This window comes from Simiduia curdlanivorans (genome assembly GCF_030409605.1).
Taxonomy (GTDB): Bacteria; Pseudomonadota; Gammaproteobacteria; order Pseudomonadales; family Cellvibrionaceae; genus Simiduia; species Simiduia curdlanivorans.
The window spans coordinates 642,310-668,298 of sequence record NZ_JAUFQG010000004.1 but is presented as its reverse complement, the minus strand read 5'-3'; the positions used below and the strand labels follow the sequence as shown (position 1 = coordinate 668,298).

Annotated in this window: 20 protein-coding genes and 1 pseudogene; 12 read left to right on the top strand and 9 right to left on the bottom strand. The window is 51.4% G+C overall.

Annotated features, from left to right (window positions below):
• Nucleotides 1-3 precede the first annotated feature (3 nt).
• The 3 genes from argE to QWY82_RS03085 all read right to left on the bottom strand — a co-directional run bounded on the left by argE (nucleotide 4) and on the right by QWY82_RS03085 (nucleotide 3,261).
• Nucleotides 4-1,152, bottom strand: coding sequence for an acetylornithine deacetylase (argE, locus tag QWY82_RS03095; protein WP_290259795.1), 1,149 nt, complete (start codon nucleotides 1,150-1,152; stop codon nucleotides 4-6).
• A gap of 132 nt (nucleotides 1,153-1,284) precedes the next feature.
• Nucleotides 1,285-2,553 (bottom strand): inorganic phosphate transporter, encoded by a 1,269-nt coding sequence (locus QWY82_RS03090; protein ID WP_290259792.1) that lies wholly within the window; start codon nucleotides 2,551-2,553, stop codon nucleotides 1,285-1,287.
• A 27-nt stretch (nucleotides 2,554-2,580) separates the two neighbouring features.
• Complete coding sequence (locus QWY82_RS03085) at nucleotides 2,581-3,261, bottom strand: TIGR00153 family protein (RefSeq protein ID WP_290259790.1); 681 nt, start codon at nucleotides 3,259-3,261, stop codon at nucleotides 2,581-2,583.
• 170 nt (nucleotides 3,262-3,431) lie between these two features.
• Between QWY82_RS03085 and tfpB the strand changes: the two genes are divergently transcribed.
• From tfpB to hldE, 8 genes are all read left to right on the top strand, one after another.
• Nucleotides 3,432-5,201 (top strand): type IV pilus assembly ATPase TfpB, encoded by a 1,770-nt coding sequence (gene tfpB / locus QWY82_RS03080; RefSeq protein ID WP_290259788.1) that lies wholly within the window; start codon nucleotides 3,432-3,434, stop codon nucleotides 5,199-5,201.
• 124 nt (nucleotides 5,202-5,325) lie between these two features.
• Nucleotides 5,326-8,253 carry a bifunctional [glutamate--ammonia ligase]-adenylyl-L-tyrosine phosphorylase/[glutamate--ammonia-ligase] adenylyltransferase gene (gene glnE, locus QWY82_RS03075; RefSeq protein WP_290259786.1) on the top strand — a complete coding sequence of 976 codons (2,928 nt, stop codon included), beginning with the start codon at nucleotides 5,326-5,328 and terminating at the stop codon, nucleotides 8,251-8,253.
• Between the two features lie 18 nt (nucleotides 8,254-8,271).
• Complete coding sequence (locus QWY82_RS03070) at nucleotides 8,272-9,201, top strand: branched-chain amino acid transaminase (RefSeq protein WP_290259784.1); 930 nt, start codon at nucleotides 8,272-8,274, stop codon at nucleotides 9,199-9,201.
• A 109-nt stretch (nucleotides 9,202-9,310) separates the two neighbouring features.
• The gene (locus QWY82_RS03065; RefSeq protein WP_290259783.1) at nucleotides 9,311-10,438 is read left to right on the top strand and encodes a glycosyltransferase family 4 protein; all 1,128 of its coding nucleotides are present in this window, start codon (nucleotides 9,311-9,313) and stop codon (nucleotides 10,436-10,438) included.
• Between the two features lie 12 nt (nucleotides 10,439-10,450).
• A complete protein-coding gene (locus QWY82_RS03060; protein WP_290259781.1) occupies nucleotides 10,451-11,200 on the top strand; it encodes a lipopolysaccharide kinase InaA family protein in 750 nt (249 codons plus the stop codon).
• A 137-nt stretch (nucleotides 11,201-11,337) separates the two neighbouring features.
• Complete coding sequence (gene rfbD, locus QWY82_RS03055; RefSeq protein WP_290259779.1) at nucleotides 11,338-12,228, top strand: dTDP-4-dehydrorhamnose reductase; 891 nt, start codon at nucleotides 11,338-11,340, stop codon at nucleotides 12,226-12,228.
• Between the two features lie 48 nt (nucleotides 12,229-12,276).
• A complete protein-coding gene (gene msbA / locus QWY82_RS03050) occupies nucleotides 12,277-14,058 on the top strand; it encodes a lipid A export permease/ATP-binding protein MsbA (protein ID WP_290259777.1) in 1,782 nt (593 codons plus the stop codon).
• A gap of 24 nt (nucleotides 14,059-14,082) precedes the next feature.
• On the top strand, nucleotides 14,083-15,516 hold the full coding sequence (gene hldE, locus QWY82_RS03045) for a bifunctional D-glycero-beta-D-manno-heptose-7-phosphate kinase/D-glycero-beta-D-manno-heptose 1-phosphate adenylyltransferase HldE (RefSeq protein ID WP_290263422.1): 1,434 nt from the start codon (nucleotides 14,083-14,085) through the stop codon (nucleotides 15,514-15,516).
• Nucleotides 15,517-15,582: 66 nt separating this feature from the next.
• On the opposite strand, the gene QWY82_RS03040 is transcribed toward hldE, so the two are convergent.
• Nucleotides 15,583-16,572, bottom strand: coding sequence for an integron integrase (locus tag QWY82_RS03040; RefSeq protein WP_290259776.1), 990 nt, complete (start codon nucleotides 16,570-16,572; stop codon nucleotides 15,583-15,585).
• Between the two features lie 2,139 nt (nucleotides 16,573-18,711).
• Between QWY82_RS03040 and QWY82_RS03035 the strand changes: the two genes are divergently transcribed.
• Together QWY82_RS03035 and QWY82_RS03030 are read left to right on the top strand one after the other, a co-directional pair.
• A complete protein-coding gene (locus QWY82_RS03035; protein ID WP_290259775.1) occupies nucleotides 18,712-19,158 on the top strand; it encodes a hypothetical protein in 447 nt (148 codons plus the stop codon).
• A 65-nt stretch (nucleotides 19,159-19,223) separates the two neighbouring features.
• A complete protein-coding gene (locus tag QWY82_RS03030) occupies nucleotides 19,224-20,069 on the top strand; it encodes a trypsin-like serine protease (protein WP_290259774.1) in 846 nt (281 codons plus the stop codon).
• A 342-nt stretch (nucleotides 20,070-20,411) separates the two neighbouring features.
• Here the strand turns inward: QWY82_RS03030 and QWY82_RS03025 are convergent, their stop codons facing one another.
• Nucleotides 20,412-22,235: a bifunctional metallophosphatase/5'-nucleotidase gene (locus tag QWY82_RS03025; RefSeq protein ID WP_290259773.1), complete on the bottom strand. Its 1,824-nt coding sequence runs from the start codon at nucleotides 22,233-22,235 to the stop codon at nucleotides 20,412-20,414.
• A 312-nt stretch (nucleotides 22,236-22,547) separates the two neighbouring features.
• Between QWY82_RS03025 and QWY82_RS03020 the strand changes: the two genes are divergently transcribed.
• Both QWY82_RS03020 and QWY82_RS03015 read left to right on the top strand, forming a co-directional pair.
• Entirely contained in the window at nucleotides 22,548-22,844 is a 297-nt protein-coding gene (locus QWY82_RS03020) for a hypothetical protein (protein ID WP_290259772.1), read from the top strand.
• A 240-nt stretch (nucleotides 22,845-23,084) separates the two neighbouring features.
• Nucleotides 23,085-23,507 (top strand): annotated as a pseudogene (locus QWY82_RS03015) (DUF6326 family protein).
• A gap of 766 nt (nucleotides 23,508-24,273) precedes the next feature.
• On the opposite strand, the gene QWY82_RS03010 reads toward QWY82_RS03015, so the two are convergent.
• From QWY82_RS03010 to QWY82_RS02995, 4 genes are all read right to left on the bottom strand, one after another.
• Complete coding sequence (locus QWY82_RS03010) at nucleotides 24,274-24,480, bottom strand: hypothetical protein (protein WP_290259770.1); 207 nt, start codon at nucleotides 24,478-24,480, stop codon at nucleotides 24,274-24,276.
• Nucleotides 24,481-24,549: 69 nt separating this feature from the next.
• Nucleotides 24,550-24,909: a TfoX/Sxy family protein gene (locus QWY82_RS03005; RefSeq protein ID WP_290259767.1), complete on the bottom strand. Its 360-nt coding sequence runs from the start codon at nucleotides 24,907-24,909 to the stop codon at nucleotides 24,550-24,552.
• Nucleotides 24,882-25,487 carry a DJ-1/PfpI family protein gene (locus QWY82_RS03000; RefSeq protein ID WP_290259765.1) on the bottom strand — a complete coding sequence of 202 codons (606 nt, stop codon included), beginning with the start codon at nucleotides 25,485-25,487 and terminating at the stop codon, nucleotides 24,882-24,884. Before QWY82_RS03000 ends, QWY82_RS03005 begins: the two co-directional genes overlap by 28 nt.
• A gap of 60 nt (nucleotides 25,488-25,547) precedes the next feature.
• A complete protein-coding gene (locus QWY82_RS02995) occupies nucleotides 25,548-25,964 on the bottom strand; it encodes a YbaN family protein (protein WP_290259763.1) in 417 nt (138 codons plus the stop codon).
• Nucleotides 25,965-25,989: the final 25 nt, after the last annotated feature.

Genomic DNA, 25,989 nt, shown 5'->3' with positions numbered 1-25,989 from the left:
CTATTAACAACAGTAGTGACGAATTAATTGCTGCAGCACGGTCACGGCGGGGGCAATTTGATCTAAGGGAATAAATTCATTGGGCTGATGCGCTTGATCGATAGAGCCAGGGCCTAACACAACGGTTTCCATACCTAGTTGCTGCAGAAACGGCGCTTCCGTGGCGAAGGCGGCACTGACCGCCGCGTTGCCGGTGAGCGCTTCGCACTGCAGCACCAGCTGGCTATTGGCAGCCTGTTCAAAGGCCGGCACATCGGCGAAAAGCGAGCGCAGGGTGATATCGACGTTGAGCCTTTGCGCCAAGGGAGCGAGCCGACGCTCGAGGTCGGCATGCAGTTGCTGGTTGTCCATGCCGGGCAGGCTGCGCAAGTCGAACTGCAGCTCACAGTCGCCGCAAATACGATTGGGGTTGTCGCCGCCGTGAATGCAGCCCAAGTTTAAGGTTGGCACCGACACGGCAAAACCGGGGTGTTGGTATTGGCTTTGGAGCTCCTGGCGAAAGCTCAAGAGGTCCGCCATCACTAGGTTCATGGCCTCTAGCGCATTGTTGCCTAGGGCCGGGTCCGAGGAGTGACCGCTATGGCCGCGCACGTGCACGGCCTCCATCATAATGCCCTTGTGCATGCGGATAGGCTTCAAGCCTGTGGGCTCGCCGATCACCGCGGCATGCGCTTGGTGATGGTGTTGTTTGGCCAAGGCCCGTGCACCGGCCATAGAGGTTTCTTCGTCCGCGGTGGCGATGATCGTGAGCGGCGCCTTCAAGGGTTTGCTGGTGAAGTCTTTCACCGCCGCCAGTATGACCGGGAAAAAGCCCTTCATATCGGTGGCTCCTAAACCATAGAGCCGGTCTTGTTTTTCGGTGAGCTTAAACGGGTCTTGATCCCAGCTGTGTTCGTCAAAGGGCACGGTATCGGTATGGCCGGCCAGCACCAAGCCGCCTGTCCCGCTACCGAGCGTCGCAATCAAGTTGGCCTTGTTAGGTTGGCCGGGCAAGGCTTGAACCTGAGTTTCGAAGCCTAGGTCGGCAAACCAGTTGGCCAGTAGATCCACTACCTCGCGGTTGCTCATATCCAGCCGAGGTGAGGCGCAACTGACCGATGGCAGGGCAACCAATTGGCCGAGTGCTTGCCGGTATTGCTTCAAATCGGTCATGCATCCATCCTAGAAGTGCGTGTGATAGCGCCCTTGGCGCTGTTGCAGAGCCTGATTGTGCTATGTTCGCGCGCCATAAACAATGAAGGCGCCTGCAGGCGCCCTCATTACTTGCTCTGGCTCGCGTCGGCCTCAGCTAAACAAGCCTTTGAAAATATAGAAGAAGATAATAGCCAAGAGCGCGCCGGCCGGCAGCGTCACTATCCAAGACAGGAATATGCTGCCAATAACGCGCAAGTTAAGCGCTCCGATTCCACGCGCCAAGCCAACACCCAGCACCGCACCCACCAAGGTGTGGGTGGTTGAAATAGGTAAGCCCGTGCCCGAGGCCAGCACCACGGTGCCCGCCGCGCCAAGCTCGGCGGCGAAACCACGGCTTGGGGTCAGCTCGGTAATCTTCTTGCCGATAGTGGCCATCACTTTATAGCCGTAGGTGGCCAAACCGATCACGATACCGATAGCGCCCACCAACAATATCCAAGCCGGCATCATGGCCTTGGCGCCAATGGCACCGGTTTTTACCGTGGCGACGATCGACGCCATGGGGCCAACGGCGTTGGCAACGTCGTTAGAGCCGTGCGCGAAGGCCATGGAGCAGGCGGTAAAAATCATCAGAATGGCAAATACTTGCTCGACATTGGCAAAGCGCGATTCGCTGGTGCTGACCGGCTTAATCTGCTTAAGCAGATAAATACCAAAGCCGGCGACTAAAAGCCCCAGCAGTGCCGAAATACCCACAGATTCGAAGAAGCTAAAGTTTACGCCCGAGTCTTTAAACACATGTTTCAAGCCCTTCAGCATAGTTACCATGCTGATCAAAAAGCCCACGCCAAACATGTAGAAGGGCACATACCTGCGAGCATTTTCGAGCGGGTTTTCGGTGTCTAGAATCAGCCGTTGAACGCTGCGAAACAACATAAAAGACAGGGTGCCGGCCAGAATTGGCGAGACCACCCAGCTGGCGGCAATGGTGCCGACTTTGCCCCAAGACACGGCGTCAAAAGAGATGCCCGCCACCGCGAAGCCGACGATGGCGCCAACGATGGAGTGGGTGGTAGACACAGGCCAACCGAGCATAGAGGCAATCAGCAACCAAGTGCCAGCCGCCAGTAGTGCAGCCATCATGCCGTAGACCAAGAGCTCGGGCGTGTCGGCGATGGCAGAGGGGTCGATAATACCCTTGCGAATGGTTTCAGTAACCTCGCCACCGGCGAGATAAGCGCCCAAAAACTCGAAAATCATGGCGATAATAATCGCCTGCTTGATGGTGAGCGCCTTCGAGCCGACCGATGTACCCATGGCATTGGCAACATCGTTGGCGCCAACACCCCAGGCCATAAACAGGCCAAAAATACAGGCCATGATGATAAAAACATGGCCGTATTCAGCAATAATAGACATGGACAATCTCCGCAATAATGGAAGCGCTTAGCGCGCTAGCAGCAGCTCTAATCGGCTACCTACTTTTTGTGCACGGTCGGCAACATCGCCCACCCAATCGATAACCCGGTACAGGAACATCACGTCCACCGGCGGCATTTCCGACTCCAGCGCGAACAGCGCGGCGCGGATGGTGACTTCCATTTCGTCGGCGCGGTTTTCGAGCTTATCCAGCTCGCTAATCATGTTTTCAACAATATTTAACTCGCGCCCGGCAAAGCCAGTTTCCAGTAACTCGTCGAGCTCGTTAATGGCGGTCAGCGACTGGGCTACGGTGGCCACCGCCGAGTCGACAAACGCCAGCATTTGCTCGCCCAAGGCTTTGGGCAGCTTCATTTGGCGGCCGAGCATGATGCCGGCAATGTCTTTAGCGCGATTGGCGATACGGTCCTGACCGGCGAGCAGCTCCAGCAGGTCTGACCTAGGCACGGGCAGAAACAAGCTTTTAGGTAGATGTAGACGCAACTGCTTTTTCAGCTTGTCGGCATCGTTTTCGAGCTGGTGGATATTGTTTTGTACCTGTTCCGCTTTAACCCAATCGCCGGCAATAACGGCTTCGAAGAAGGGTTTTAATAACATGGCGGCTTCGGTGACCACGGCCATATGCTCTTGCATGGGCTTGATGGGTGATTTACCAAATAGGGTGGCAAAGGGGTTGGCACTAGGCATTGTCTGTTCTCCCTAGAATCAGAGCGCGCAGTATAAGGACTCATGTGACGAGGGTCACGCTCGAATTCGCACCCAGGCCGCGCTGGTTTGGTTATTGGCTGTGCGTCAGTGTAGCCGCTGCGCTGCTGTGGTACATTCAGCACTGCTGCTAACCGTCACAGTGAGGGACTATGAATCAACTGGCTACCCCCGACCGCCCACTCGAATTGCGCAATATCTTATTGGCCCTGGTGGAGGATGGCCGGGTCTCACAAGGCGATGCCAATTTACTCTCGGGCACGCCGCTGTCGGGCAAGCAGAAAGAAAAGAACCCCCTGTCTATCATTGCCGGGCGCAAACTCGTCGATCAATCGAGCAGCGGTAAAACCTTGGATGGCGAGCGCCTGTCGCGCTGGTTGGCGGAGCGCGCCAAATTGGATTGGTGCAATATCGACCCGCTCGAAATCAACGTGTCGAAAATTACCGAGGTGATGTCTTTCGCCTTTGCCAAGCGCCATAAAATTCTCTGTGTTGCGGTAAAGCCCGACGAGTTGATCGTGGCCACCGCCGAGCCCCATGTGCACACTTGGGTCGAGCAGTTAACCCACACCGCTAGGCGTCACATCACCAAAGTGATTGCCGACCCAGACGACATAGAGCGCTACACCGTCGAGTTCTACTCGCTGGCAAAATCTATTTCGGGCGTGGGCGGCGCCGCTACCTCGGTGGTGAATAATTTCGAGCAGTTATTGGAAGTGGGTGCCGTTAAAGACCCTGAGGCGAACGACCAGCACATCGTAAATATTGTCGACTGGCTGCTGCAATACGCCTTCGAACAGCGCGCCAGCGATATCCATTTGGAGCCGCGCCGCACCGTCGGGCGGGTGCGCTTTCGTATCGATGGCGTCTTGCATCAGGTGTACGAGTTACCCATGAATGTGGCCACCGCGGTCACCTCGCGCTTGAAAGTCTTGGGCCGCATGAATGTGGCCGAAAAACGCAAACCGCAAGACGGTCGCATTAAAACCAAAAGCCCGGAAGGCAACGAGGTGGAGCTGCGTTTATCGACCCTGCCCACCGCCTTTGGCGAAAAAATGGTGCTGCGTATTTTCGATCCCGACGTGCTTTTGCGCTCGTTCGAACAGTTGGGTTTAGTGGGCGAAGATTTAGCGTTGTGGCAAGACATGCTGTCGCGCCCGAATGGCATAGTGCTGGTGACTGGCCCCACCGGTTCCGGTAAAACCACCACACTTTATTCATCGCTGAAGCGCATCGCTACCGATGAAGTGAATGTGTCTACCATCGAAGATCCAATTGAAATGGTGGAAGACGCCTTCAATCAAACGCAAGTACAGCACAACATCGGTTTAGATTTCGCCGCCGGTATTCGCACCCTGATGCGACAAGATCCCGATATCATCATGGTGGGCGAGATTCGCGATATTGAAACCGCCGAAATGGCGATTCAAGCCTCGCTTACCGGGCACTTGGTGTTATCCACGTTACACACCAACGATGCGCCAGCGGCCATCGCGCGGATGGTGGATTTAGGCGTGCCGTCTTATCTTATTAAGGCATCGGTGTTGGGGGTGATGGCGCAGCGATTAGTGCGCACACTGTGCCCGCACTGCAAAGAGGCCACGGAAGTGGATGCCGCTGCTTGGCAGCAATTAGTCGCGCCTTGGAAAGCCCAAGCGCCAGCAAAAATTTACAAACCTGTGGGCTGCTTAGAGTGTCGCAACACCGGCTACCTCGGGCGTTTAGCCATTTACGAAATCATGATGCTTAGCGATTCGGTCAAAGCTCTCATCAAAGACGACGGCGATTTAATGGTGCTGCGCAAACAGGCAGTAAAAGAAGGTATGCGCACGCTGCGTTTATCGGGCGCGCAAAAGGTCGGCGCCGGCTTAACCACTATCGAAGAAGTGATGCGCGTGGCGCCGGCGCCGGATCGAGATTAAAAGAGTAGCTACAAGCTACAAGCCACAAGTTACTAGTAAAAGCAAAAGCAAAAGCAAAAGCAAAAGCTAGGGCGACATTGAAACTGGCTTTGCGTGTTTGAAAATTTCCGTGTTAAGGAAGGCTATGTCAGATTTACCGCTCGCCAATATTTCCGCGCTGCCGCCATCGCTTGCCAAAATCATCACTTCATCGCTAACAGGCATTGCTGGTGCCGAGGCACTGGCAGACGTTGAGCGCCTGCAATTGGCTCGGCTCTTATTGGCCAGCGACTACGCAGCGCAACAGCTACAAAATCATCCCGAGTGGTTGGCTGAATTAATGCAAAGTGCGAACGCTGCGCGCTCGCCCTTTAAAAGCCAAGTTGTAGAACGACTTAGTGGCGATGAAACCGAAGACGACTTTAATCGCTTGCTACGCCAATTTCGCCAGCAGCAACAGCTGCGCATTATTTTGCGCGAATTTAATGGCCTTGCTAGCGTGGCCGAATCTACCGCCGATTTAACTGAGCTGGCATCGCACTTAATCGAGGTCGCATTGGCCTGGCACTACCCGAAATTATGCCAGCAGTTCGGCACGCCGGTCGGGCGTCAGTCTGGCCTACCCCAGGCTATGGTGGTGTTGGGCATGGGCAAACTGGGTGCGTGGGAATTAAACCTCTCCTCCGATATCGACTTGATTTTTGCCTTTCCGGAATCTGGTGAAACGCAATTTTCAGCGGAGGATAGCGGTAGAAAACCCATCGACAACCAACAGTTTTTTCTTAAGCTAGGCCAGCGCCTAATAAAAAGTTTGGATACCGTTACGGTCGATGGATTTTGTTTTCGCATCGACATGCGCTTGCGCCCACACGGCGATTCGGGCGCGCTGGTGTCTAACTTCAACGCCATTGAAGACTACTATCAAACCCAGGGTCGAGATTGGGAGCGCTTCGCCATGATCAAAGCGCGGCCTGTGGCCTGGGTGGGGCAGGGCGGAGCACAGGCGGCGGACAAACTAATGGCGTTGTTAACGCCCTTTACCTACCGAAAGTATGTGGATTTTTCCGCTTTTGATTCACTGCGCAGCATGAAAACCATGATCAGCCGCGAAGTGCATCGCAAGGGTTTGCAGGAGGATGTAAAGCTGGGTGCCGGCGGCATTCGCGAAGTGGAATTTATCGGTCAAGCGTTTCAACTGATTCGCGGCGGCCGCGATGAGCAGCTGCGCGAGCGGCGGGTTTTACCATTGCTTGCCTTGTTGGCAGAGTGGGAATTGATACCCCTAGCTTCGCAACAAGCCTTGAGTCGCGCCTACGAATTCTTGCGCCACACCGAGCACGCCATCCAAGCCCTTGCCGATAAACAAACTCAATCTTTGCCCATGGAGCCGGCCCTCCAAGCGCGCTTTGCCTGGGTGATGGGGTTTGAATCCTGGGACAGCTTCTATCAAACCTTAGAGCAACACAGGCAGCTAGTGCACCAAGAATTTAAGGCCGTTATTGCCGACCCAGATGGCGAAGCCGAGGCGGCGGAAGAGTCGGATATTGTGCAATGGCAGGGTTTTTTAGCCGATATTCCCGACCAGCCCAGCGCCGAGGCCTGGCTGGCGGAGCGCAACTTTGACGACCCAGCCAACGTTTATAAGCACCTCAAGGATCTCTACAGCCAGCGCGCGCTCAGTATGATGCAGGCCAGCGGCCGGGATCGCTTCGATCGCTTTATGCCCCGGCTAATGGCGATGATAGAACAGGAGTCGGCCAAGGCCGCAAGCTTGCAGCGAGTGTTGCATTTAGTCACGGCGGTACTCAGGCGCTCGGCCTACTTGGTGCTACTGATCGAAAACCCCGCCGCGCTGGCACAGTTGGTAAAACTCTGCGCTGCGAGCGAGTGGATTGCCGACCAGCTCAGTAAGCACCCGGCCCTGCTGGATGAACTCATCGATCCGCGCAGCCTGTACAGCCCGCCCGACAGGGCGCAACTGGCCGATGAACTGCGGCAGGCAACGCTGCGCATTAACCGCGATGATTTAGAGGCGCAAATGGAGGCGCTGCGCTATTTTCGCATGGCGCACGGTTTGCGAGTCGCTGCCAGTGAAGTTGCTGGCGTCTTACCGCTGATGAAAGTGAGTGATTACTTAACCTGGCTGGCCGAAGCCGTGTTGGAGTATGTGCAGCAGCTCACCTGGGAGATGATGGTGGCGCGTCACGGCTATCCGAGCCAATCTTCAGATCCAAGCCTACTGGCTGAGACGGCCGAGTTTATCGTGGTGGGTTACGGCAAGCTGGGTGGTATCGAGCTGGGTCATGGCTCGGATTTAGATCTGGTGTTCGTGCACGACACCGATATCAATGGCCAGACCGACGGCGAGCGCAGTATCGACAACCAAACCTTCTATACCCGCATGGGCCAGAAGATGATTCACATCCTCAATACCCAAACCGTGTCTGGGCAATTGTATGAAGTGGACATGCGCCTGCGGCCCTCGGGTAACTCGGGCATGCTGGTCACCTCCCTCAATGCCTTCGAAAAATACCAGCGCGGCGAGGCCTGGACCTGGGAGCAGCAGGCCTTGGTGCGCGGCCGCGTGGTGTGCGGCAATGGCGAGCTGGCGCAAAAGTTCGAGCAGCTGCGATTAGCGCTGCTATGTGTGCCGCGCGATTTACCCAAACTTGCCGAAGATGTGGTCACTATGCGCGAAAAAATGCGCACAAGCCTCGGTTCGGGCAACAAAGCCGGCTTCCACCTGAAGCAGGATGCGGGAGGTATCGTCGATATTGAATTTATGGTTCAATACGCGGCTTTAGCTTGGGCCCACCAAGTGCCGGCACTGGTGCGATACTCGGATAACATTCGCATACTCGGCTGTCTCGAAGACGCAAATCTAATGGCCACTGAAGATGTGGCTAGCTTGATTAGAGCCTACAAAGCCTACCGATCAATGGGGCATGCGCTGGCGCTACAACGCCAAAGCGTAACCCTTGATGACAGCCAATTCCGCCCAGAGCGCACTGAAGTTGAAGCCATTTGGCAACGACTGTTGGGTCCGTCACCCATCCCCGTAGGCGGGGTTTAGACAGAGTAGGAGTAGGCTATGAATTTTGCCGACCGCGACGGCGTTATCTGGTTAGACGGTGAATTAATCCCTTGGCGCGAAGCCAAAGTTCACGTTCTCACCCACACATTACATTACGGCATGGGTGTGTTCGAAGGCGTGCGCGCCTACAACACCGAAAGCCACGGCACCGCTATTTTTCGTTTGCAAGAGCACACAGACCGCTGGTGTCGCTCGGCTCATATCATGAAAATGAACATGCCCTTCAGCAAAGAGCAGCTCAACGAAGCGCAGAAACTCGTGGTGCGGGAAAATAATTTAAAGGAAGCCTACCTGCGCCCCATGGCATTTTTGGGCAGCGAAGGCATGGGCTTGCGCGCCGATAAGCTGGAAACCCACGTCATGGTAGCCGCATGGGAATGGCCTTCCTACATGTCGCCCGAAGCGCGCGAACAAGGCATCAAAATTCGCACCTCCAGCTACACCCGCCACCATGTGAATATCAGCATGTGTAAGGCCAAGGCCAACGGCAACTACATCAACTCGATGCTGGCCTTGCGCGAAGCCATTGAATGCGGCTGTGAAGAAGCCTTGCTGCTCGATAACGAAGGTTACGTAGCCGAAGGCAGCGGCGAGAACTTTTTCATGGTGCGCGATGGCGTCATTTACACGCCGGAATTGACCTCCTGTTTAGACGGCATCACTCGCAATACCATTTTTAAACTGGCGGCCGAAGCGGGTTACACCATCAAAGAAAAGCGCCTTACCCGCGACGAAGTGTATATTGCAGACGAGGCTTTCTTTACCGGCACCGCCGCCGAAGTATTGCCTATTCGCGAACACGACGGCCGGATCATTGGCGCCGGCAAACGCGGCCCCATCACCACTGTGTTACAAGCCATGTATTTTGATTCGGTCAAAGGCGTAGGCAATAAACACCCAGAGTGGCTGGCGCCCGTGGCGGGCTAGTGAACCTTGCGCAGCGCTGGCAAATTTATGCAGCTCTGCTAAACATCAAGGGCGCGTTATTGAACTAGCGCGCCCTTTAAATTTTTTTAGATGAGTGCCCAAGTTACTAATGGAAATTGGAATCACCATTTACCAGTACGCTCCCTACGAAGGGCACGCTCGTCACTGTTTGAATATTGCCCGCGAACTGTCGCGCCGTGGCCATAAAGTGCGCCTATATAGTATGAAGTGGGTGGGTGAAAAGCCGGAAGAGTTGCACTATGTTCAGGTGCCGGTAAAGAGCAAAGTACCGGAGCAGCGCAACGAGTTTTTTCAGCGCTGGGTGCATGCTCATCGGCAAAAGTACCCGCTGCAGCTGTTGGTCGGCTTTAATAAAATGCCGGGTTTAGATGTGTGTTTGGTGACCGAGGGTTGCTACAAAGCGCAGGTGGCCGAGTCGCGCAATTGGGTTTACAAAATGAGCGCGGCGTATAAGTTCTGGTCGGATTGCGAAGATGCCGTGTTTGGCGCAGCCAGCAAAACCCAAATTCTGCTCATGTCCGGCGCCCAGCGCGCCATCTTTGCCAACCAATTTCCGCCCGCGGTAAAGCGCATGCATTTGCTGCCGCCGAGTGTGACCCGAGATCGCAAAGCCGATGCCGCCAGTGAACTCTACAAAATGGAATTCCGCAAAAAGCAGCAGCTAAAGCCCGATGCCTTAGTGTTGTTGGCGGTCATGACCCGTTTTAAACGCCAAGGCTTGGAACGTTTGGTGGATGCCGTTGCTGCCTTGCCCTCGCCGGTGCGCGAGCGCGTGCGCTTATGGGTGGTGGGTAACGACAAGCCCGACGAGTATGTAGCGAAAGCGGCGGCACTCGGGGTGGCGGGGCAGATGGTGTTTTTCGGCGGTCGAGAAGATGTACCTACCTTTATGCAGAGTGCCGATCTTTTGGTGCACCCAGCGCACCAAGACATGACCGCCACCGTGTTGCTTGAAGCCATGGCCGCCGGCTTGCCGGTGTTAGCCACCACCACCTGTGGTTACGCGCCACTTGTTAAGGCCGGTAAGGCTGGGCTTGTGGCGAATTATCCCTATGACCAACAAGAGTTTAATCGGCTTTTGGCGCAGGCTTTGGTGTCGGATGATCGTCTCGCTTGGGGTATAAACGCACTGGAGTTTACCGATAGTCGCGACATCTATTCTTTGGCCCACAAGGCATCAGACATCATCGAAGCCACCGCCAAAAGCGGCAAATAACTGCGAGGCATTATGTTTCATTGCGCTGACTTTTTACTGCCAGCTCTAAAGCATCAGCATCTTCAAGATGCCGCGAGGTTATGGGATTGGGTGGCTCGAGCAGTGGCTTTCTCGCCAGCGCAGGGGTTATCTGAGCGCAAAACCGGCTTCATTGAAATTCTCGATGCACAAGAAAAGCCGATGACGTTCCGCGTGATCATCAGTCAAAACCAATTGCAGCGCAAAGGTTGGTTGCTGCAAAGCGAGCCAAAGTTGCGCGAGCTTTATCACAATCACCTCTTGTGCGAAGCGCGGCAGGTGCAAGCGACGTCGGCGGTTTGCTACGCCGAAGAAAAAATTCCCGCCAGCCAATGTTGGCGTGCGGTTTTGTTAATTCAAACGCAAAGTGAATTTATTGGCGCGCAAGAGCTGCAAAAAATGTGGCCAGAGAAAAGCCTGGTTGAACGCCAGTCTTTGTTGCAGTTGTTGGCCAATCACATAGTGCAACTACACAACAGCCGTTTGTCACACCACAATCTGCACCCGGTTAATGTATTGGTAGACCCGGTGCAACTGCGCGCCAAATTTGATCACCTTGAACACTTATCTTTTCAGTGGCGAGCCGCGATCGCCAGCGTCAACGATTTAGCCTGCTTTATGGGCGGGTTAAAATTTTTAGACGTGGCCGATACCGAGTATTTTCTGCAGCAATACTGGCGCGAGTGTCGGCTAGGGTTGACCTACCAAGGCCTGCGCCAGCGCGTATTAGCGCAGGCTCATTAATTAATTGCCCTTTTCATCCGTTAGCTGAGCTTATTGAATAAACGGGCACACAGATTTTTACGACGCGGACTGTTTAGACACGTTTTCAGTGTCCATGGGAACATAGATGTCATGCTTATCGCTGCACCATTAAGCCAATGCAAATAGTTATTTTAGGTGCCACAGGTCAAGTAGGGCAGGCGTTGTTAAGCCAATTGCCTAGCGCCTATCGCGTACTAACGCCATCCCATAGCGAGGTGGACTTTCTAGTGCCGGGTGCTATCTCTGCCTACCTTGACCAAAGTGCGGCGAATTTAGTGATTAACTGCGTCGCCTACAACCAGGTCGATAAAGCGGAAAGCGAAACCGCCCTAGCGCAGCGTATTAATGCACTCGCCGTGGAAGAAATAGTTAACACCTGCGCGCGGTTACATATTCCGCTGGTGCATTTCTCCACTGATTACGTATTTCCTGGAAAGCCTGCCCTTAGCACTGAGCAACCCTACCTAGAAGCAGAAGCGCCCGGCCCGGTTAATTTTTATGGGCAGAGTAAGTATCTAGGTGAGCAGGCTGCGCTTAGCGTGCCGGCTAATCTCGTCCTGCGGGTGAGCTGGGTGTTTAGTGAGTTTGCCCGCAACATGGGTCAGCAAATAGCTAACCAAGCCCTGCAGGGCAAGATTCTACAGGTCGCGACCGACCAATTCGGTTCGCCCACCTATGCCGGCCATATCGCCGAGGTGGTATGGGCCCTGGTGCCGGAATTGTTGGCAGGCGCCGAAGGCGGCCTGTACCACTTAAGCGGTAACGAAGCCGTGAGTCGGTTCCAACTGGCTCAAGCTATTGTCGATGAATTAATCCTACAGGCTAGGGTTGGATCAGCGTACGCGCTGGTCGCGACAACGCAGGCGCAGTGGATAGCGTCGACAACTTCACCCATTGCACAGCGGCCTAACTTTTCAGCGTTGGGTTGCGCGCATTTGGCTGAGCGCCTAGGGCGCCCGCTAAAATCATGGCGCGTGGGCCTAGCCGCCTTAGTAGCTGGCATTTAGTGCTAACGTGTTAGAATAACCTCTGTTTAAAAAATAGATGCCCATCTTATGAGCTCAAAGAAAAACAAAGACGTGGCCGCCAGCCTCGATGAACAGCAGTTTCAGACAGCCGGCCAAGTCTATTTACGGTTATTAAGTTACGTAAAACCTTACTGGTTCTACTTTTCCCTCAGCATCTTAGGTTTTATCATCTTTGCTGGCTCTCAGCCGGCGTTTGCTGTGCTTATGGAGTATTTAATCAACGCCATTCCGAAAAACGATCCGTCGGACCGTTGGCTTATTCCGGTTTGGCTCATGTCGATTTTTGCGGTTCGCGGCCTCGGTCACTTTATCGGCAGCTACTACAGCTCGCGCGTTTCTTTAGCTATTGTTCACACGCTGCGCACGCAACTGTTTAATCAACTGACAAAAATGCCCGGTTATTATTTTGATAATAATAATTCCGGCCATTTAATTTCACGCATTACCTTCAATGTTACTCAGGTGACTGGAGCGGCAACAGAGGCATTTAAAGTTATTGTGCGTGAAGGCTTTACCGTGATTGGTTTACTGGGTTACTTATTCTATCAAGACTGGAAGCTGACCTTAATTTTTCTTGGTGTTGGGCCCCTTATAGGCGTGCTTGTGTGGCAGGTAGGTTTAAGACTGCGTCGTCTATCGGCAAAAGTGCAGGGCTCTATGGGCGATGTAACTCATATTGCTTCGGAAATGATTAACGGCTATCGCGTTATGCGCTCCTTCGGTGGCCAAGCCTACGAATCAAAGCGCTTTGATGATGCAAGTACAAAAAACACCAAGCAAAATCTAAAAATCGTGACCACCAGTGCCATCAATACACCGGTGATTCAGTTTTTAGTTGCCGGCGCCATGGGCTTTGTCATGTTCCTCGCGCTTACCTATATGGGTACATCAGACCCTGGTGCCTTTGTCGCTTATATTACTGCGGCGGGTTTAATGCCTAAGCCGGTTCGGCAGTTAAGTGAAGTTAACTCCACCATTCAAAAGGGCATCGCTGCGGCTAATACGATTTTTATGCAGCTCGATGAAAAGGTCGAAGTGGATTCAGGCAGCCATGTGACAACGCGGGTGCGCGGCGAATTAAATATCAAACATTTAAACTTCTCTTATGACGGCGAAAATGCCGTGCTCAAGGATATTAATTTACATATTAAGCCGGGGCAAACCGTTGCCTTAGTGGGGCGCTCAGGTAGTGGTAAAACCACCTTGGCAAGCTTAATCCCGCGTTTCTATCAACATGCGGATGGCGACATTCTACTCGACGATGTGCCGATTCAGGATTACACCTTGGCCAGTCTGCGCGATCAAATTGCTTTAGTCAGCCAACAGGTCACCTTATTTAATGACACTGTGTATAACAACATTGCCTACGGTACTTTAAGTGATGCACCTGAAGAGGCCGTTGTTGCCGCAGCTAAAGCCGCCCATGCGCTTGAGTTTATCAATGATATGCCAGAGGGGCTGCAAACATTAATCGGTGAGGACGGCGTTCGACTTTCCGGCGGTCAACGCCAGCGCTTAGCAATTGCGCGTGCACTGTTAAAAGATGCGCCGCTGTTAATTCTTGATGAGGCAACCTCGGCCTTAGATACCGAATCTGAGAGAGGCATACAAGAAGCGTTAGAAGCCGTGATGAAGAATCGCACCACCTTAGTTATTGCACATCGCCTGACGACGATTGAAAACGCACATCATATCGTAGTGATGGATGCCGGAAAAATTGTTGAACAGGGTAACCATCAAAGCCTTATTGCGTTGCGTGGCTATTACGCTAAGTTACACGCTATGCAATTCGAAGAAGAAACTGAATAAATGAGTAAGATTCAGAGGAAAGCCATGCTTCTCACCATGCCACAATTCAATCAATCCCAAGTGCTGGTTATAGGCGATGTCATGCTCGATCGCTATTGGCATGGTGGCACCAATCGTATTTCGCCGGAAGCACCTGTGCCGGTGGTAAAAGTTGAACAGGTAGAAGACCGGCCAGGTGGAGCAGGTAACGTTGCGTTGAATATTGCCGCATTGGGAGCGGGCGCATCTCTGATTGGCATTATCGGCAATGACGAAGCAGGTAAGGCGTTAGAAACACGGCTAAATGCCGCGCATATTCACACCGATTTTCAGGTTGTTAGTAATAAGCCGACTATAACCAAGCTTCGGATTATCAGTCGGCATCAGCAACTACTGCGTATGGATTTCGAAAAATCTTTTGCACTTGAAGATAGTTGTGAATTTGCCAATAAGGCGGAGAAAATTGTACCGCATATGGGCGCTGTGATTTTATCGGACTACGCTAAAGGCAGTTTGCAAAATGTTCAAACCCTAATCGCCATTGCAAACGCACATAATGTCCCGGTTTTGGTAGACCCAAAAGGTGCTGACTTCTATCGCTACAAAAACGCAACACTCATGACGCCAAATTTACATGAATTTGAAACCGTGGTGGGCGAGTGTAAAACCGAGCAAGAATTGGTGGACAAAGGGCTAGCACTGCTGAAATCACTATCGCTACAAGCGCTGTTGGTAACCCGCGGTGAACACGGCATGACGCTATTGCGAGAAGGCCAACCGGAATTGCATTTGCCGGCAAGAGCGAGGGAAGTTTTCGATGTTACCGGTGCCGGGGATACTGTTATTTCTGTATTAGCGGCGAGCCTCGCCGCAGGCGAAGCCTTGCCGCAATCTGTCGCCCTAGCAAATTTAGCCGCCGGTATTGTTGTAGGCAAGTTAGGCACGGCAACGGTGAGTGCACCAGAATTGCGTCGTGCGGTAAAAACGGAGCAGGGTAGTGAGCGCGGCGTGCTCAGCGAAGACCAACTACTAATGGCCGTAGAAGAGGCGCGAGCCCACGGCGAAAAAATCGTATTCACCAACGGCTGCTTCGACATCATCCACGCCGGCCATGTGGGTTACTTGGAAGATACTCGCGCACTGGGCGATAGACTTATTGTTGCCATTAATTCAGATGAATCGGTATCGCGTTTGAAAGGCCCTGGTCGACCCATTAACCCGGTTGATCGGCGCATGGCAGTGCTAGCAGGGCTAGAAGCCGTTGACTGGGTAATGTATTACAATGACGACACGCCCGAGCGGCTATTAAACATAATAAAACCTGATGTACTGGTAAAAGGTGGGGATTACACCGAAGCACAAGTGGTCGGTCATGAAATTGTTAAAGCCTACGGCGGCAAAGTCCAAGTACTTAGTTTTTTTGAGAACGTATCGACAACCGCCATTGTAAAAAAGATACAGGCGCAGGAAAAGGAGTAAGCGTGTAGCTTCTGGTGATAGAGTTATGCTGCGCTACTGCGAATCAATTGTCGCTGGTGCGCGTTTCTAGTCTACGGGGCTAATAACACCGGACTTACCTCGTTTCACCACATGGGTGTAAATTTCAGTAGTTTTTACATCCGCGTGACCAAGCTGTTCTTGTATGGTTCTCAAATCATAGCCCCGCTCAAGAAGCCTCGTTGCAAAACTATGCCTAAACGTATGACATGTAATATATTTAGGTATGGCCAGTTGCCTCACTAATCCTCTCAAGTGCTTACTGACTGCTGTTTGATGTAAGTGATGTCTGCGTATCTCTCCTGTGCGAGGGCAGGGGCCGACGCGACTGGAGGGAAAAATAAACTGCCATTTTGCTTCGCCTGCAGCCTTAGGAAATTTTTTACTAAGCGCATTAGGCATATAAACCCTTCCATGGCCGTTAGCGGTATCATAGCTATGTAGCTTAGTCACTTTATCGATTTGCACCTGCATTTGCTCGCAACACGCTTGGGGTAATATGCAGGCTCTGTCCTTCCTGCCTTTGCCTTGTCTGACAATAAGAATCTGATTTTCAAAATCAATATCTAAGATGCGTAAACTCAAAACCTCAGCGATTCGAAGACCAGAGCCATACATTATGGTAAACATTAATTTGAAGGGTTCTTTAGCAGCGTCAATCAGCGATTTCGCCTCGCGCTGCGACAGAACCACTGGAATCCGAACAGATTGCTTAGCGTAAGAAAAGTCTAAATTGACGATGGTCTTCTGTAAAAAACGGTTAAACATAAACAGAATAGCGTTTAATGCAATCTTTTGCGTGTTTACAGAGCTTCCATTTGTCACCGCCAAGTAACTAAGAAACGCTTCTATTTCAGCGTTATTCATGTCTTTAGGGTGCTTGTTTTTGTGGAATCGAATAAACCGTATTGCCCATTGGATGTAGGTTTTTTCAGTGGTGTATGCAAGGTTGTGAAAACGAATAAAATGCCTTAGCTGGTCAATAAATTTAATAGGCTTTTCAGCAACGTAAACTTGAATATCGTCCATCGCGTCCATGCTAATTCTCCGAGTATAATTTGTCTGTATTTATATACAGTAGTTGTTGTTCGCGAAACATTCCACTGGAAACCGATTTTTCAGCAGCTTAGGCTTAACTTTTTTCTGGCTACATATACCGGAAGTGTGGTAAAAATACGCAAAATCAATAAGATACGGTGACAAGTGAAAGCAATTCTATGAAATATATGCTGCCAAAACTTGGCATGTGTTAAATGGTTTCGCTGGTACGTCGGTGCTTGTCGTAAAAAAATCCAATATTGTTAGTGGCTTATGAAGTTCCATGTCATGACTGATCATGATGTGAAAGCAAGCGGCCGCTGCAGAATAAAACTGTTATTGAGCCTTACCTTTTTTAAGTTTGTTTTGGGTTCAGTAAGTTATTCAAAAGTGTGCCAGTAAGTCGGCATGCCAGCATCAAGGAATGTGCTGCATCAAAGTCCGCAGTTTCTTTCCCTGTGCTAATAGTTGGTTCGCCGCGCAAGGCGTGTTGCATGCCTACATCGTGGGTTGCCCTAAGTGGGTTCCAAAAGGTTTCAAGTAAGGTATTCTTACCCAAATTAATGGCCTCTGGCTTCGCGTTGCTCCGCTAAGTACGTTGTAGCAAATGCAAACCGGCGGCAAATAACAAGGTGGTGTTGTAAGCACCGCAAAAAACGCGGTGCGGGACGGCTACGCTGTCGCTGCGCCGCCCCAAACCACGGCGTTATTGAGCCTTACCTTTTTTCTACCGTAATTGAGTTAAAGTTTTGAATTCAAAAGTGTGCCACCAAATCGGCATGCCGGCATCAAGGAATGTGCTGCTTCGTAGTTCAGTAGTTCCGTTCTTGGTGCCCATAGTAGGTTCGCCGCGCAAGGCGTGTTGCATGCCTATATCGTGGTGTGCCCTAAGTGGGTTCCAAAAGTGTTCAGGTAAGGTATTCTTACCCAAATAAATGGCCTCTGGCTTCGCAGTTGCTCCGCTAAGTGCGTTGTAGCAGGTGCAAACCGGCGGCAAATAACAAGCGGTTGTAGGCTCGCCGCACAAAAAACGTGCGGCTGCGACGGCTTACGCTTCGCTCCAGCCGCGCCTAAACCGGGCGTTATTTCGCCTTACCTTTTTTTAAGTTTGTTTTGGCTTCAGTAAGTTATTCTAAAGTGTGCCAGTAAGTCGGCATGCCAGCATCAAGGAATGTGCTGCCCCAAATCCGCAGTTTCTTTCCCTGTGCTAATAGTTAGTTCGCCGCGCAACGCGTATTGCATGCCTCGTTCTTGGTTTGCCCTAAGTGGGTTCCAAAAGTGTTCAAGTAAGGTATTCTTACCCAAATTAATGGCCTCTGGCTTCGCGTTGCTCGGCTAAGTGCGTAGTAGCAAGTGCAAACCGGCGGCAAATAACAAGGTGGTGTTGTAAGCACCGCAAAAAACGCGGTGCGGGACGGCTACGCTGTCGCTGCGCCGCCCCAAACCACGGCGTTAATGTGCTCTGCCTTTTAGGAAAGTTTCGGTTCTAGTAAGCGGAATCGTGCAAGAGTTAAGAGATCGGTATCAGGGAGTGTGCCGCGTCAATATCGCAGTTCCTCCCGTCGTAAAATTTAAGTTTCGTAGGTTTGTCTCGTGTGGCATTCTTGCGGGTAAAACTAGTGGTTACGGTTTCGCTTGCGCTCCACAACGTACTCTGTTGTTAGCGCGGCAGATCGCAACTTTAACAAGGGTGGCCAAGCTCGCAGCTATCGCTGCTGGACTCGGCGCTAATCGCGCCTCGCCCTTGCCACCGGCGTTATTGAGCCTTACCTTTTTTCTACCGTAATTGAGTTAAAGTTTTGAATTCAAAAGTGTGCCACCAAATCGGCATGCCGGCATCAAGGAATGTGCTGCATCAAAGTCCGCAGTTTCTTTCCCTGTGCTAATAGTTGGTTCGCCGCGCAAGGCGTGTTGCATGCCTCGTTCGTGGTTTGCCCTAAGTGGGTTCCAAAAGTGTTCAGGTAAGGTATTCTTACCCAAATAAATGGCCTCTGGCTTCGCGTTGCTCCGCTAAGTGCGTTGTAGCAAGTGCAAACCGGCGGCAAATAACAAGCGGTTGTAGGTTCGCCGCATAAAAAACATGCGGCTGGGACGGCCTACGCTTTGCTCCGGCCGCCCCTAAACCGGGCGTTAACCTCTATGAAAGTTATAGTTCTTCTTTTGATTTTCACATTCTCGTCATCAAGTTACGCTACTAGCTGCCGGCTTGAATTTGCCGATGCTGAAAAGAGTAAAAATTCAAGTGTTGATGCACTAGACCTCTCTTTAAATAGAGCAAGTCATATAATTATTGCTGAAGCAATTACTACTGTAAAAACAGTATATTCCAAAAAAGGAGAAGAAAGTTCGATAGTGGACTTTTCAACTGCATTTGAAGTAGAGAGATATATCAAAGGCAAAGGCTCTAAAAATGTCACAGTAAAACGGGATAAAATATGCGGCTGCAGCTATGACTATGTGCCCGGTGTAAATTACGTTATATTTGCTAACGAGAAAAATGGAATCCTTTATGCTTCTAGCTGCAGTTATACTAAGCCCGCAGATGAAACATGGGTTGAAATTGTCGAGCAAAAAATCGGGGGTTAACAAGCGCAAGCAGCCGACTCGCTACGTTCTCGGCTGTTACGGACGTTAAATTGCATAGGGAAGTCATGCGTATATTTCTGTCTTTTTTATTAATAATTTCAAGCTTATCGGCTTCAGCAATTGTGGTCCGTCATGATGTTGATGACAAAAAATATCTTGCTGACTCTGCAGATTTTGCACCATTAGCAACACTGTATGTTGATGGGGCTCATGGCACATTAATTAAGCCTGATTGGATTGTGACTGCCGCTCACGCAACTTTCTGTATTAATTCTGGTAGCTACATCGGTCTAAATAATGGCTACCACAAAGTGGAAAGTGTCTTTGTTCATAAAGATTATCAACCAGGTAAAAGTCACGACATTGCGTTAATAAAATTAGTAAATCAAATAAAGGATGTAGAACCGGCGAGTTTGTATGAAAAAACAGATGAAGTTGGCAAGATAATATGGTTTATCGGTGTTGGCGGCACTGGAAATGGGCTAACCGGACAAACGGTTGATAATTATGAAAATGGCGGAGTTTTACGAAAAGCCGAAAATCGAATCGAACAAGCAGAGGGGCCGCTATTAAAATTCAAATTTGACAGAGATGATGCAGCTTTACCACACGAAGGTGTTTCTGGTGGGGGCGATAGTGGCGGCCCAGCCTATCTGACTATTGACGGTACGAGCCACTTACTCGGCATTAGCTCCAGAGTTGAAGGCGGCGATATCGGGAAGTACGGTGTAGTGGAAGTGTATTCCAGAGTGTCTTTCTTTAAGCCTTGGATTGAAACAATAACGACTGGCGAAGATGCTGATCAGCGGCAACTAGCACTTCCAAAATTGGAGCGCCTTCCTGCAGGTCTCACAGAAAAGATTTTACCCGAAGTGTGTTCTGACATCGGGTTGAAACCAAATGCAATTTAACAAATTGCTTAATTTCGTTCCGGCCACAAAAAGCGTGGCCTCCACTGGACTGCCTACGCTGCGCTGCGGCAGCCAATTAGCAAAGCGTTAAGTGCCTGCAATAGCAAAATCTAGAACGTTGAGTATCTGTGAGCGTAAGTGAGGTGACAGCGTCTGGTATTGTTATTTGGCCTACGCTAGTTCTTTATGTGGCCGACCTTGGTGCAATGTAAGGATTGTCAAAGCGCCCCAATTTTCCGAAGTCCAACAGAGCCTGAGAAGCTAAAAAATTCGCAGAACCTGACAGTTCTGCGAATTTTTGTTTGACTCAACACGTGAGCCTGCCAGCACTACCGACCTAGATCAGTTAAGCTCATTCACCCGATCAGTAGATGGCGGTGCAACCGGGCTGTTTTGCTTCAGGTAGCTGGTCAGGGCATCCAGATCCAGGCCCCAGCTGATGCGGCTTGAAGCCTCTTTAAAGACGGTAAAGTTATCGCCGCCGTCGGCCAGAAAGCTGTTCACCGCTACCCGGTAATTGGCGTAGGGGTCCAGCGGTTCGCCATTCAGGCGGACGTTACTGATGATGGCGGTGCAGCTGCCGTCTGCGGCAAATTCCTTGAACAGGTCGTAGCTAAAGCCCTGAGATACACCTAGGTGCAGGAAAGCGCGGTCGCCGGGGGCGGCGATGGGCTGGCATTGTTGCTGGAGCAGCGCAACGATCTGCTCGCCGGTCAGGGTTAGCACGTCTAGGCCGTTGTTAAAGGGCTGGAAGGTAAAGGCCTCGCCGAAGGTGACATTGCCGTCGCCCTCAGTGCCGGCTTGGGCGTACACCAGGTCGGCGCGCACGCCGCCCGGGTTCATGAAGGCGATCTGGCTGCCGAAGTCCTGGCTGGCCCAGCGCTGGGCGTCGGCCACCAAGTTGCCGGCGGCGGATTCGCTGCCGCGATCGGCGCCGGGGGGCGTGCCGGCGCGATTGATGTCGGCGCTGATGCTGCCCATCACGTCATTGGCGACGCCGTCGTACAGCGGCTGCCATTTTGCAATCACGGCAGACACGGCCGGGTCGGGAGTGAGTGTTTCGCGCAAGACGGCGTGGTTGTAGGCGCTGCTTTTGCTGCGCACCACATCCCTGGTTTTGCGGTCCAGCACCAAGGAGACTTCGGTTACCACGCGGCCATACTGGTAGGCCGAGGTGACGATGCGGTCGACACCCGAGCTGTCGGGTAGGCGGCAGTTGTAGGGCTGGTGGGTGTGTCCGGTGATCAGCACGTCAATTGCTGGGTCCAGCGCAGCGTTGATGGCGGCTACCGGGCCTGCAAAATTTTCGCAGACGTTATAGTCGCCCGGCGCCGGGTTCTGGTTGCCACCTTCGTGCAGCAATACGACGATAGCTTCTACGCCCTTGTCCTTAAGGATGGGAACCAGGTTGTTGGCGGTCTGGGCTTCGTCATAAAAATTCCAGCCTTCGATACCTTGCGCCGCCACAATGCTGTCGGTGGCTTCCAGGGTCATGCCGATAAAGCCGATCTTGACGCCTTTGACCTTTTTGATCCAATAGCCCGGCAGTGGGGTGGTGGTGGCGTCGTATTCGCTGATCACGTTGGCCGATAGCCACTTGAAGTCGGCGCCGGCAAAGGGTTGGTCGGCAAAGTAGCAGCCGTCTTGTGGGTGGCAGCCACCGTTTTGCATGCGCAGCAACTCCTCGACGCCCTCATCGAATTCGTGGTTGCCCACGCCGGAAAAGTCCAGGCCCATGGCGTTCAGAGACTCCACTGCCGGCTCGTCGTGAAACAGGCCGGAAAAGGCGGGCGAACCGCCAATCAGGTCGCCGGCGGCAAGGGTGAAGCTGTACTTTTTACCTTCGCGCAATTCAGCCAGCTTGGCAGCCAGGTATTCACCACCCCCTTCGGTGGCGCCAAAGCCGACGGCGTCAGTTTTAATGTGGCCGTGGTAATCGTTAAAGCTCAGCAGTTGCACTTCCACATAGCGCTGCTTGTGTTTGTGTTTGTTTTTGTGATGGTCTTTCTTGTGGTCACGATTGTCCTGTTTGTGGTCATGATCAGCGCGTTCGCTGGCCTTTGACCGGTGGTCGTTGTTGTTCTTGGGTTTGTCTGCGGCATAAACAGCGGCGCAGTTCACAGCCAGCAGCGTTGAAGCTACTAGGCTAAATAGCATCTTTTTCATGGTGTTTCCCTCTCAATGAATCGGACTTCCGGTGGCGGTGCGCAGGCGGTATGTCTATAAGACGCAGATATTCTGACTGCTGAATATTACGTTTGAGTGATGTCAAAACTGATGTGTAGTTTTTCGAAGGCGAACGAGTGCGCGAAGCTCATGGTAATGACTTAGGTAAATACAGTGGTTTAATGCGAATGGAGGATATCCTCTGCGAGCGTAGGCTGGTTTCAGTTGCTCTAGTGGAAAATTGCTGGTTTTTGCGGCTGGATTATGGCTTCTATAATGAATCAATTAACCGGTAAACATTGAGGGAAAATCATGAGTCATGTCAGTATTCCGTTGGCGCCGAACAGTTTAAGTCAATCTATTCTTCCGAATTGGGGGTTCAGTTTTTTTACCGTTAATTTAGGTTCATCTTCACGGCCGGAGGTTGAGCACGATGTGTTGCAGAACGTCGGCAGCTACGGCAAGCAGATCGGTCATTTGGCCGAGGCGCTTGAGGTTGTCATAAGGCAACTCGACTTGCTGGACAAAGATCTGCCACAGAAAGAGCTGGATGCGTTGCAGATATTTCTGGGCGACATCGCCAAGGTGCGCGCCATAAAAAACAGGTGATTGTAGTTTTGGAATTATCTGATCGATTTTGTGATGGCAGCGCGGTAGTCTGAATCGGGCGGCTTGCTGAGATTTTGTAAGAAGGGTTTCGGTAATCCGACCTGTTTTCCGATGCTTTTCTCTGATTATCCGGCGGTCATATTTCCGGCTTCTGCCGTCAGCTCCAGGACGTTCTGTCCCGCTGAGGCACCAGAGTTATTCAGAGGTTCCTTAACAGAATCATAACTGGGAGATAGTGGAATGTTTGAATGGGATGGTGATAGAAAAAAGCTTTTATCCGTTTTATGGATTTTCTTAACGGTAAATTACATCTATTGCGATGTGTTCAGTCTGCATGACGCCAAAATGTTGAACCTGTTTCTGTCCGGCGAGGTGGGCAGCATGAAGATCACAGAGTAATTCCTGCTGGCGTTTTCGGTGATCATGCAGATACCGATGATTATGATCGTGCTGTCCCGGTACCTGGCCTATAAGTTCAACAGGTATCTGAATATCGTGGCTGCAACCCTGTCGGGCGGCATCCAGAGCTTTACCGTGTATATGGGCGGCACGCTTTATTATCTGTTTTTCAGCTTTTTTGAAATCAGTACGGCCTTATTGATTATTTTTGTGGCGGTGACCTGGAAGAAAGACAACGCCTCCAGGCTGAATGTAGGTGGGTAGTTATTTTGCATGGTAGGGCAGATTGCTTAATATGGCGTAATATTCCAAAGCTATGAAAACAGTAATATCGCTAGCCGTTACATTTTTTATAACGGCGTGCGCAATTAATCCACATGCTGAAATGCGTGCACCGAAAATTGATGGTGTGCTTATAAATGGCGGTAAGCTTGTGCCGGGAATGACTAGCAAAGCTGCGCGTTTAAGTTGGCCAAAAAACGGCGGAGGGCTGCCCCGATACTTATCAAGAGGTTTTTGCTGATGAAGAAGGCAGGTTTCTGTTACCTGCTGACGCGCATTTTTCTCACCTCACCTTTTAGTTGATAGCGTCTTTTCATGGAAAGTATGTTCAATTATTCATGATTCGTCCGTAACGTTCTGGCAAGGTAAGTCTGTTGGATTGTCACCGAGAATGACGATACAGCATTTAAAATGCGATATTTCAACCAAACAAACTAATGCCGAAAAAGGAACGGTGCTATGTTCGAGAATGTAACAAGTTAAAGCAGGCGGAGATGACAAAAGATGTCACCTTTTTTTACCAAAAAAGCCGCCAACTTAACCATGGGGTGTTTGAGGTTGGTACTAAGCTCTCCACAATAGCCTCGGCTAAGTAAGTATTTAGTGAAGTTTTCTATGGCGCTCATCTTACGTTGGCTTATTTGGCCAACGCAAAGATTGTTGAATCTGGGTCAGAGTTCGGTGAAATAGAGGCAAAGTAAGTTCTACTTCACCTCTAAGACTATTGCGCGGTTAAACCGCTGGGGATTTACTTGCCCTTTTTAGCAGGTGCACTTTTTGCAGGGGTTGCTACTTTGCCAGCAGCTGGTTTTGCAGGCTTAGCGGGAACTTTTGAAACAGCAGTTGGAGCCGCTTTGTTGCCACTCGGGGTTTTAGCCATTTCTATCTCCTGGATAGGCAGAAAGGCGTCAGGGGTTACTGCGCCTTTTGTTACCAACATCTTGTTGGCACCCATAAATATATGCCTTCTTTTTAGCGGCGCAAGAGGGTAAAGAAAATATTTTTTTAAAGATTAGATGAGGTTTTACTTCGGCGGTAGGCTAAGTGCGAATGCTTCACTTAAACCCACCCATATGGCTAGCTCGTCTTCTTTACTCACGCCGGCGGCGGCAATGTATACCATCCCCCTGAGTGGCTTGCCGGTAAAATCCATTTGGCGTACGTATTCAACCCTTAGGCTATCTTCGTATCTGTCTGGTCCAACTCTGGCCATGAGCTCTTCGCCAACCACGCCGCAGCACATGTTGCCGTTGAGCATCATGGCCAGCCCGCCGAACATCTTTTTTTCTTGGTAACTTGGGTGGTGTGTTAAGTAGCTTCTAACTCTGTTGGCTAGGGCTTCGTTATAAGCCATGTTCATTTCCTCTCGCTGGCGCGTTGCCATGGGTATTCCATCTGTTTTGCGGTTTTCTCGGCGAGTGCTGGCCCGCTAAGTTTTGCGACTAGGTGCAAGCTCATGTCGATGCCGGCCGCTATGCCCGCCGATGTAATGGTGTGGTCGTGATCGATAAAGCGCCGTTGACTTAATACCTTTACCGCAGGGAAGCACGCGCTTAGCTGTTCTATGTCTTCCCAATGTGTTGTCGCTTCTAGGCCGTTTAGTAGGCCGGCCTTGGCGAGTATGAACGCACCGGTGCAGATGCTGCCAATGTAGGGGGTTTTAATGCGCTGCGCGGCGAGCCAGGCAATGAAGCTAGCATCGTTGAGCGGTTCGTCCACCACGCCACCGGGAATAAGCAGAAGGTCGATAGGCGGGTGATCTTTAAGGCTAAAATCCGCTTGTAACGGCAGGCCGGCGCGGGCAATCACGGGGTTTCTGTTTTTGCTAAGGGTGATTACTTTAAAGGGTGGGTTTTGTTGGTTGCGCTCTGCCACGCGGGATGCAGTGGTAAAGACTTCATAGGGGCCGGCGAAGTCTAAAAGTTCGATGTTATTGAATAGAAAAATTCCGACGGTCTTCATGAGTTCGCAAGGTCCTTTTACATCAAATACATCACACGCGTTACACCCGACTTGGGTGTCTTACAGTTCACAGTCGGCACAGGTTTTTAAGCGCAACACGACAATGAATCCAATGAGCAACAGCATGAGGCCGATGAGGCGAAGCGTATTGGATGACATGATAAACAGGGAGCTGGTGCCGAATATCAGTATGGAGCCGATGGCGATCCGTTTTACGTGTTTATCGATACAGCGATTGCGTTGCCATTTTTTTAATAGCGGCCCGAATAGCCTGGTGCCGGCCAGCCAATCGTGCCAACGTTTAGAGGAGCGGGCGAAGCAGCCCGCGGCCAATAATACAAAGGGTGTGGTGGGTAGAAGCGGGAGTGCTGCGCCCAATGCTGCCAAACCTACACAACTAAAGCCTAGCACTAAATACAGGGTTTGGCCTGCCGAGGTGGGCTGTGCTTGTTGTTTTTCTGGTGCTTGATTTTCCAAACTAGCGCCCCAATCTATTGCCTGA

Coding starts and splice junctions, on each gene's coding strand:
- argE (WP_290259795.1), bottom strand. CDS start 1,152: ATGACCGATTTGAAGCAATACCGGCAAGCACTCGGCCAATTGGTTGCC.
- QWY82_RS03090 (WP_290259792.1), bottom strand. CDS start 2,553: ATGTCTATTATTGCTGAATACGGCCATGTTTTTATCATCATGGCCTGT.
- QWY82_RS03085 (WP_290259790.1), bottom strand. CDS start 3,261: ATGCCTAGTGCCAACCCCTTTGCCACCCTATTTGGTAAATCACCCATC.
- tfpB (WP_290259788.1), top strand. CDS start 3,432: ATGAATCAACTGGCTACCCCCGACCGCCCACTCGAATTGCGCAATATC.
- glnE (WP_290259786.1), top strand. CDS start 5,326: ATGTCAGATTTACCGCTCGCCAATATTTCCGCGCTGCCGCCATCGCTT.
- QWY82_RS03070 (WP_290259784.1), top strand. CDS start 8,272: ATGAATTTTGCCGACCGCGACGGCGTTATCTGGTTAGACGGTGAATTA.
- QWY82_RS03065 (WP_290259783.1), top strand. CDS start 9,311: ATGGAAATTGGAATCACCATTTACCAGTACGCTCCCTACGAAGGGCAC.
- QWY82_RS03060 (WP_290259781.1), top strand. CDS start 10,451: ATGTTTCATTGCGCTGACTTTTTACTGCCAGCTCTAAAGCATCAGCAT.
- rfbD (WP_290259779.1), top strand. CDS start 11,338: ATGCAAATAGTTATTTTAGGTGCCACAGGTCAAGTAGGGCAGGCGTTG.
- msbA (WP_290259777.1), top strand. CDS start 12,277: ATGAGCTCAAAGAAAAACAAAGACGTGGCCGCCAGCCTCGATGAACAG.
- hldE (WP_290263422.1), top strand. CDS start 14,083: ATGCTTCTCACCATGCCACAATTCAATCAATCCCAAGTGCTGGTTATA.
- QWY82_RS03040 (WP_290259776.1), bottom strand. CDS start 16,572: ATGGACGCGATGGACGATATTCAAGTTTACGTTGCTGAAAAGCCTATT.
- QWY82_RS03035 (WP_290259775.1), top strand. CDS start 18,712: ATGAAAGTTATAGTTCTTCTTTTGATTTTCACATTCTCGTCATCAAGT.
- QWY82_RS03030 (WP_290259774.1), top strand. CDS start 19,224: ATGCGTATATTTCTGTCTTTTTTATTAATAATTTCAAGCTTATCGGCT.
- QWY82_RS03025 (WP_290259773.1), bottom strand. CDS start 22,235: ATGAAAAAGATGCTATTTAGCCTAGTAGCTTCAACGCTGCTGGCTGTG.
- QWY82_RS03020 (WP_290259772.1), top strand. CDS start 22,548: ATGAGTCATGTCAGTATTCCGTTGGCGCCGAACAGTTTAAGTCAATCT.
- QWY82_RS03010 (WP_290259770.1), bottom strand. CDS start 24,480: ATGGGTGCCAACAAGATGTTGGTAACAAAAGGCGCAGTAACCCCTGAC.
- QWY82_RS03005 (WP_290259767.1), bottom strand. CDS start 24,909: ATGGCAACGCGCCAGCGAGAGGAAATGAACATGGCTTATAACGAAGCC.
- QWY82_RS03000 (WP_290259765.1), bottom strand. CDS start 25,487: ATGAAGACCGTCGGAATTTTTCTATTCAATAACATCGAACTTTTAGAC.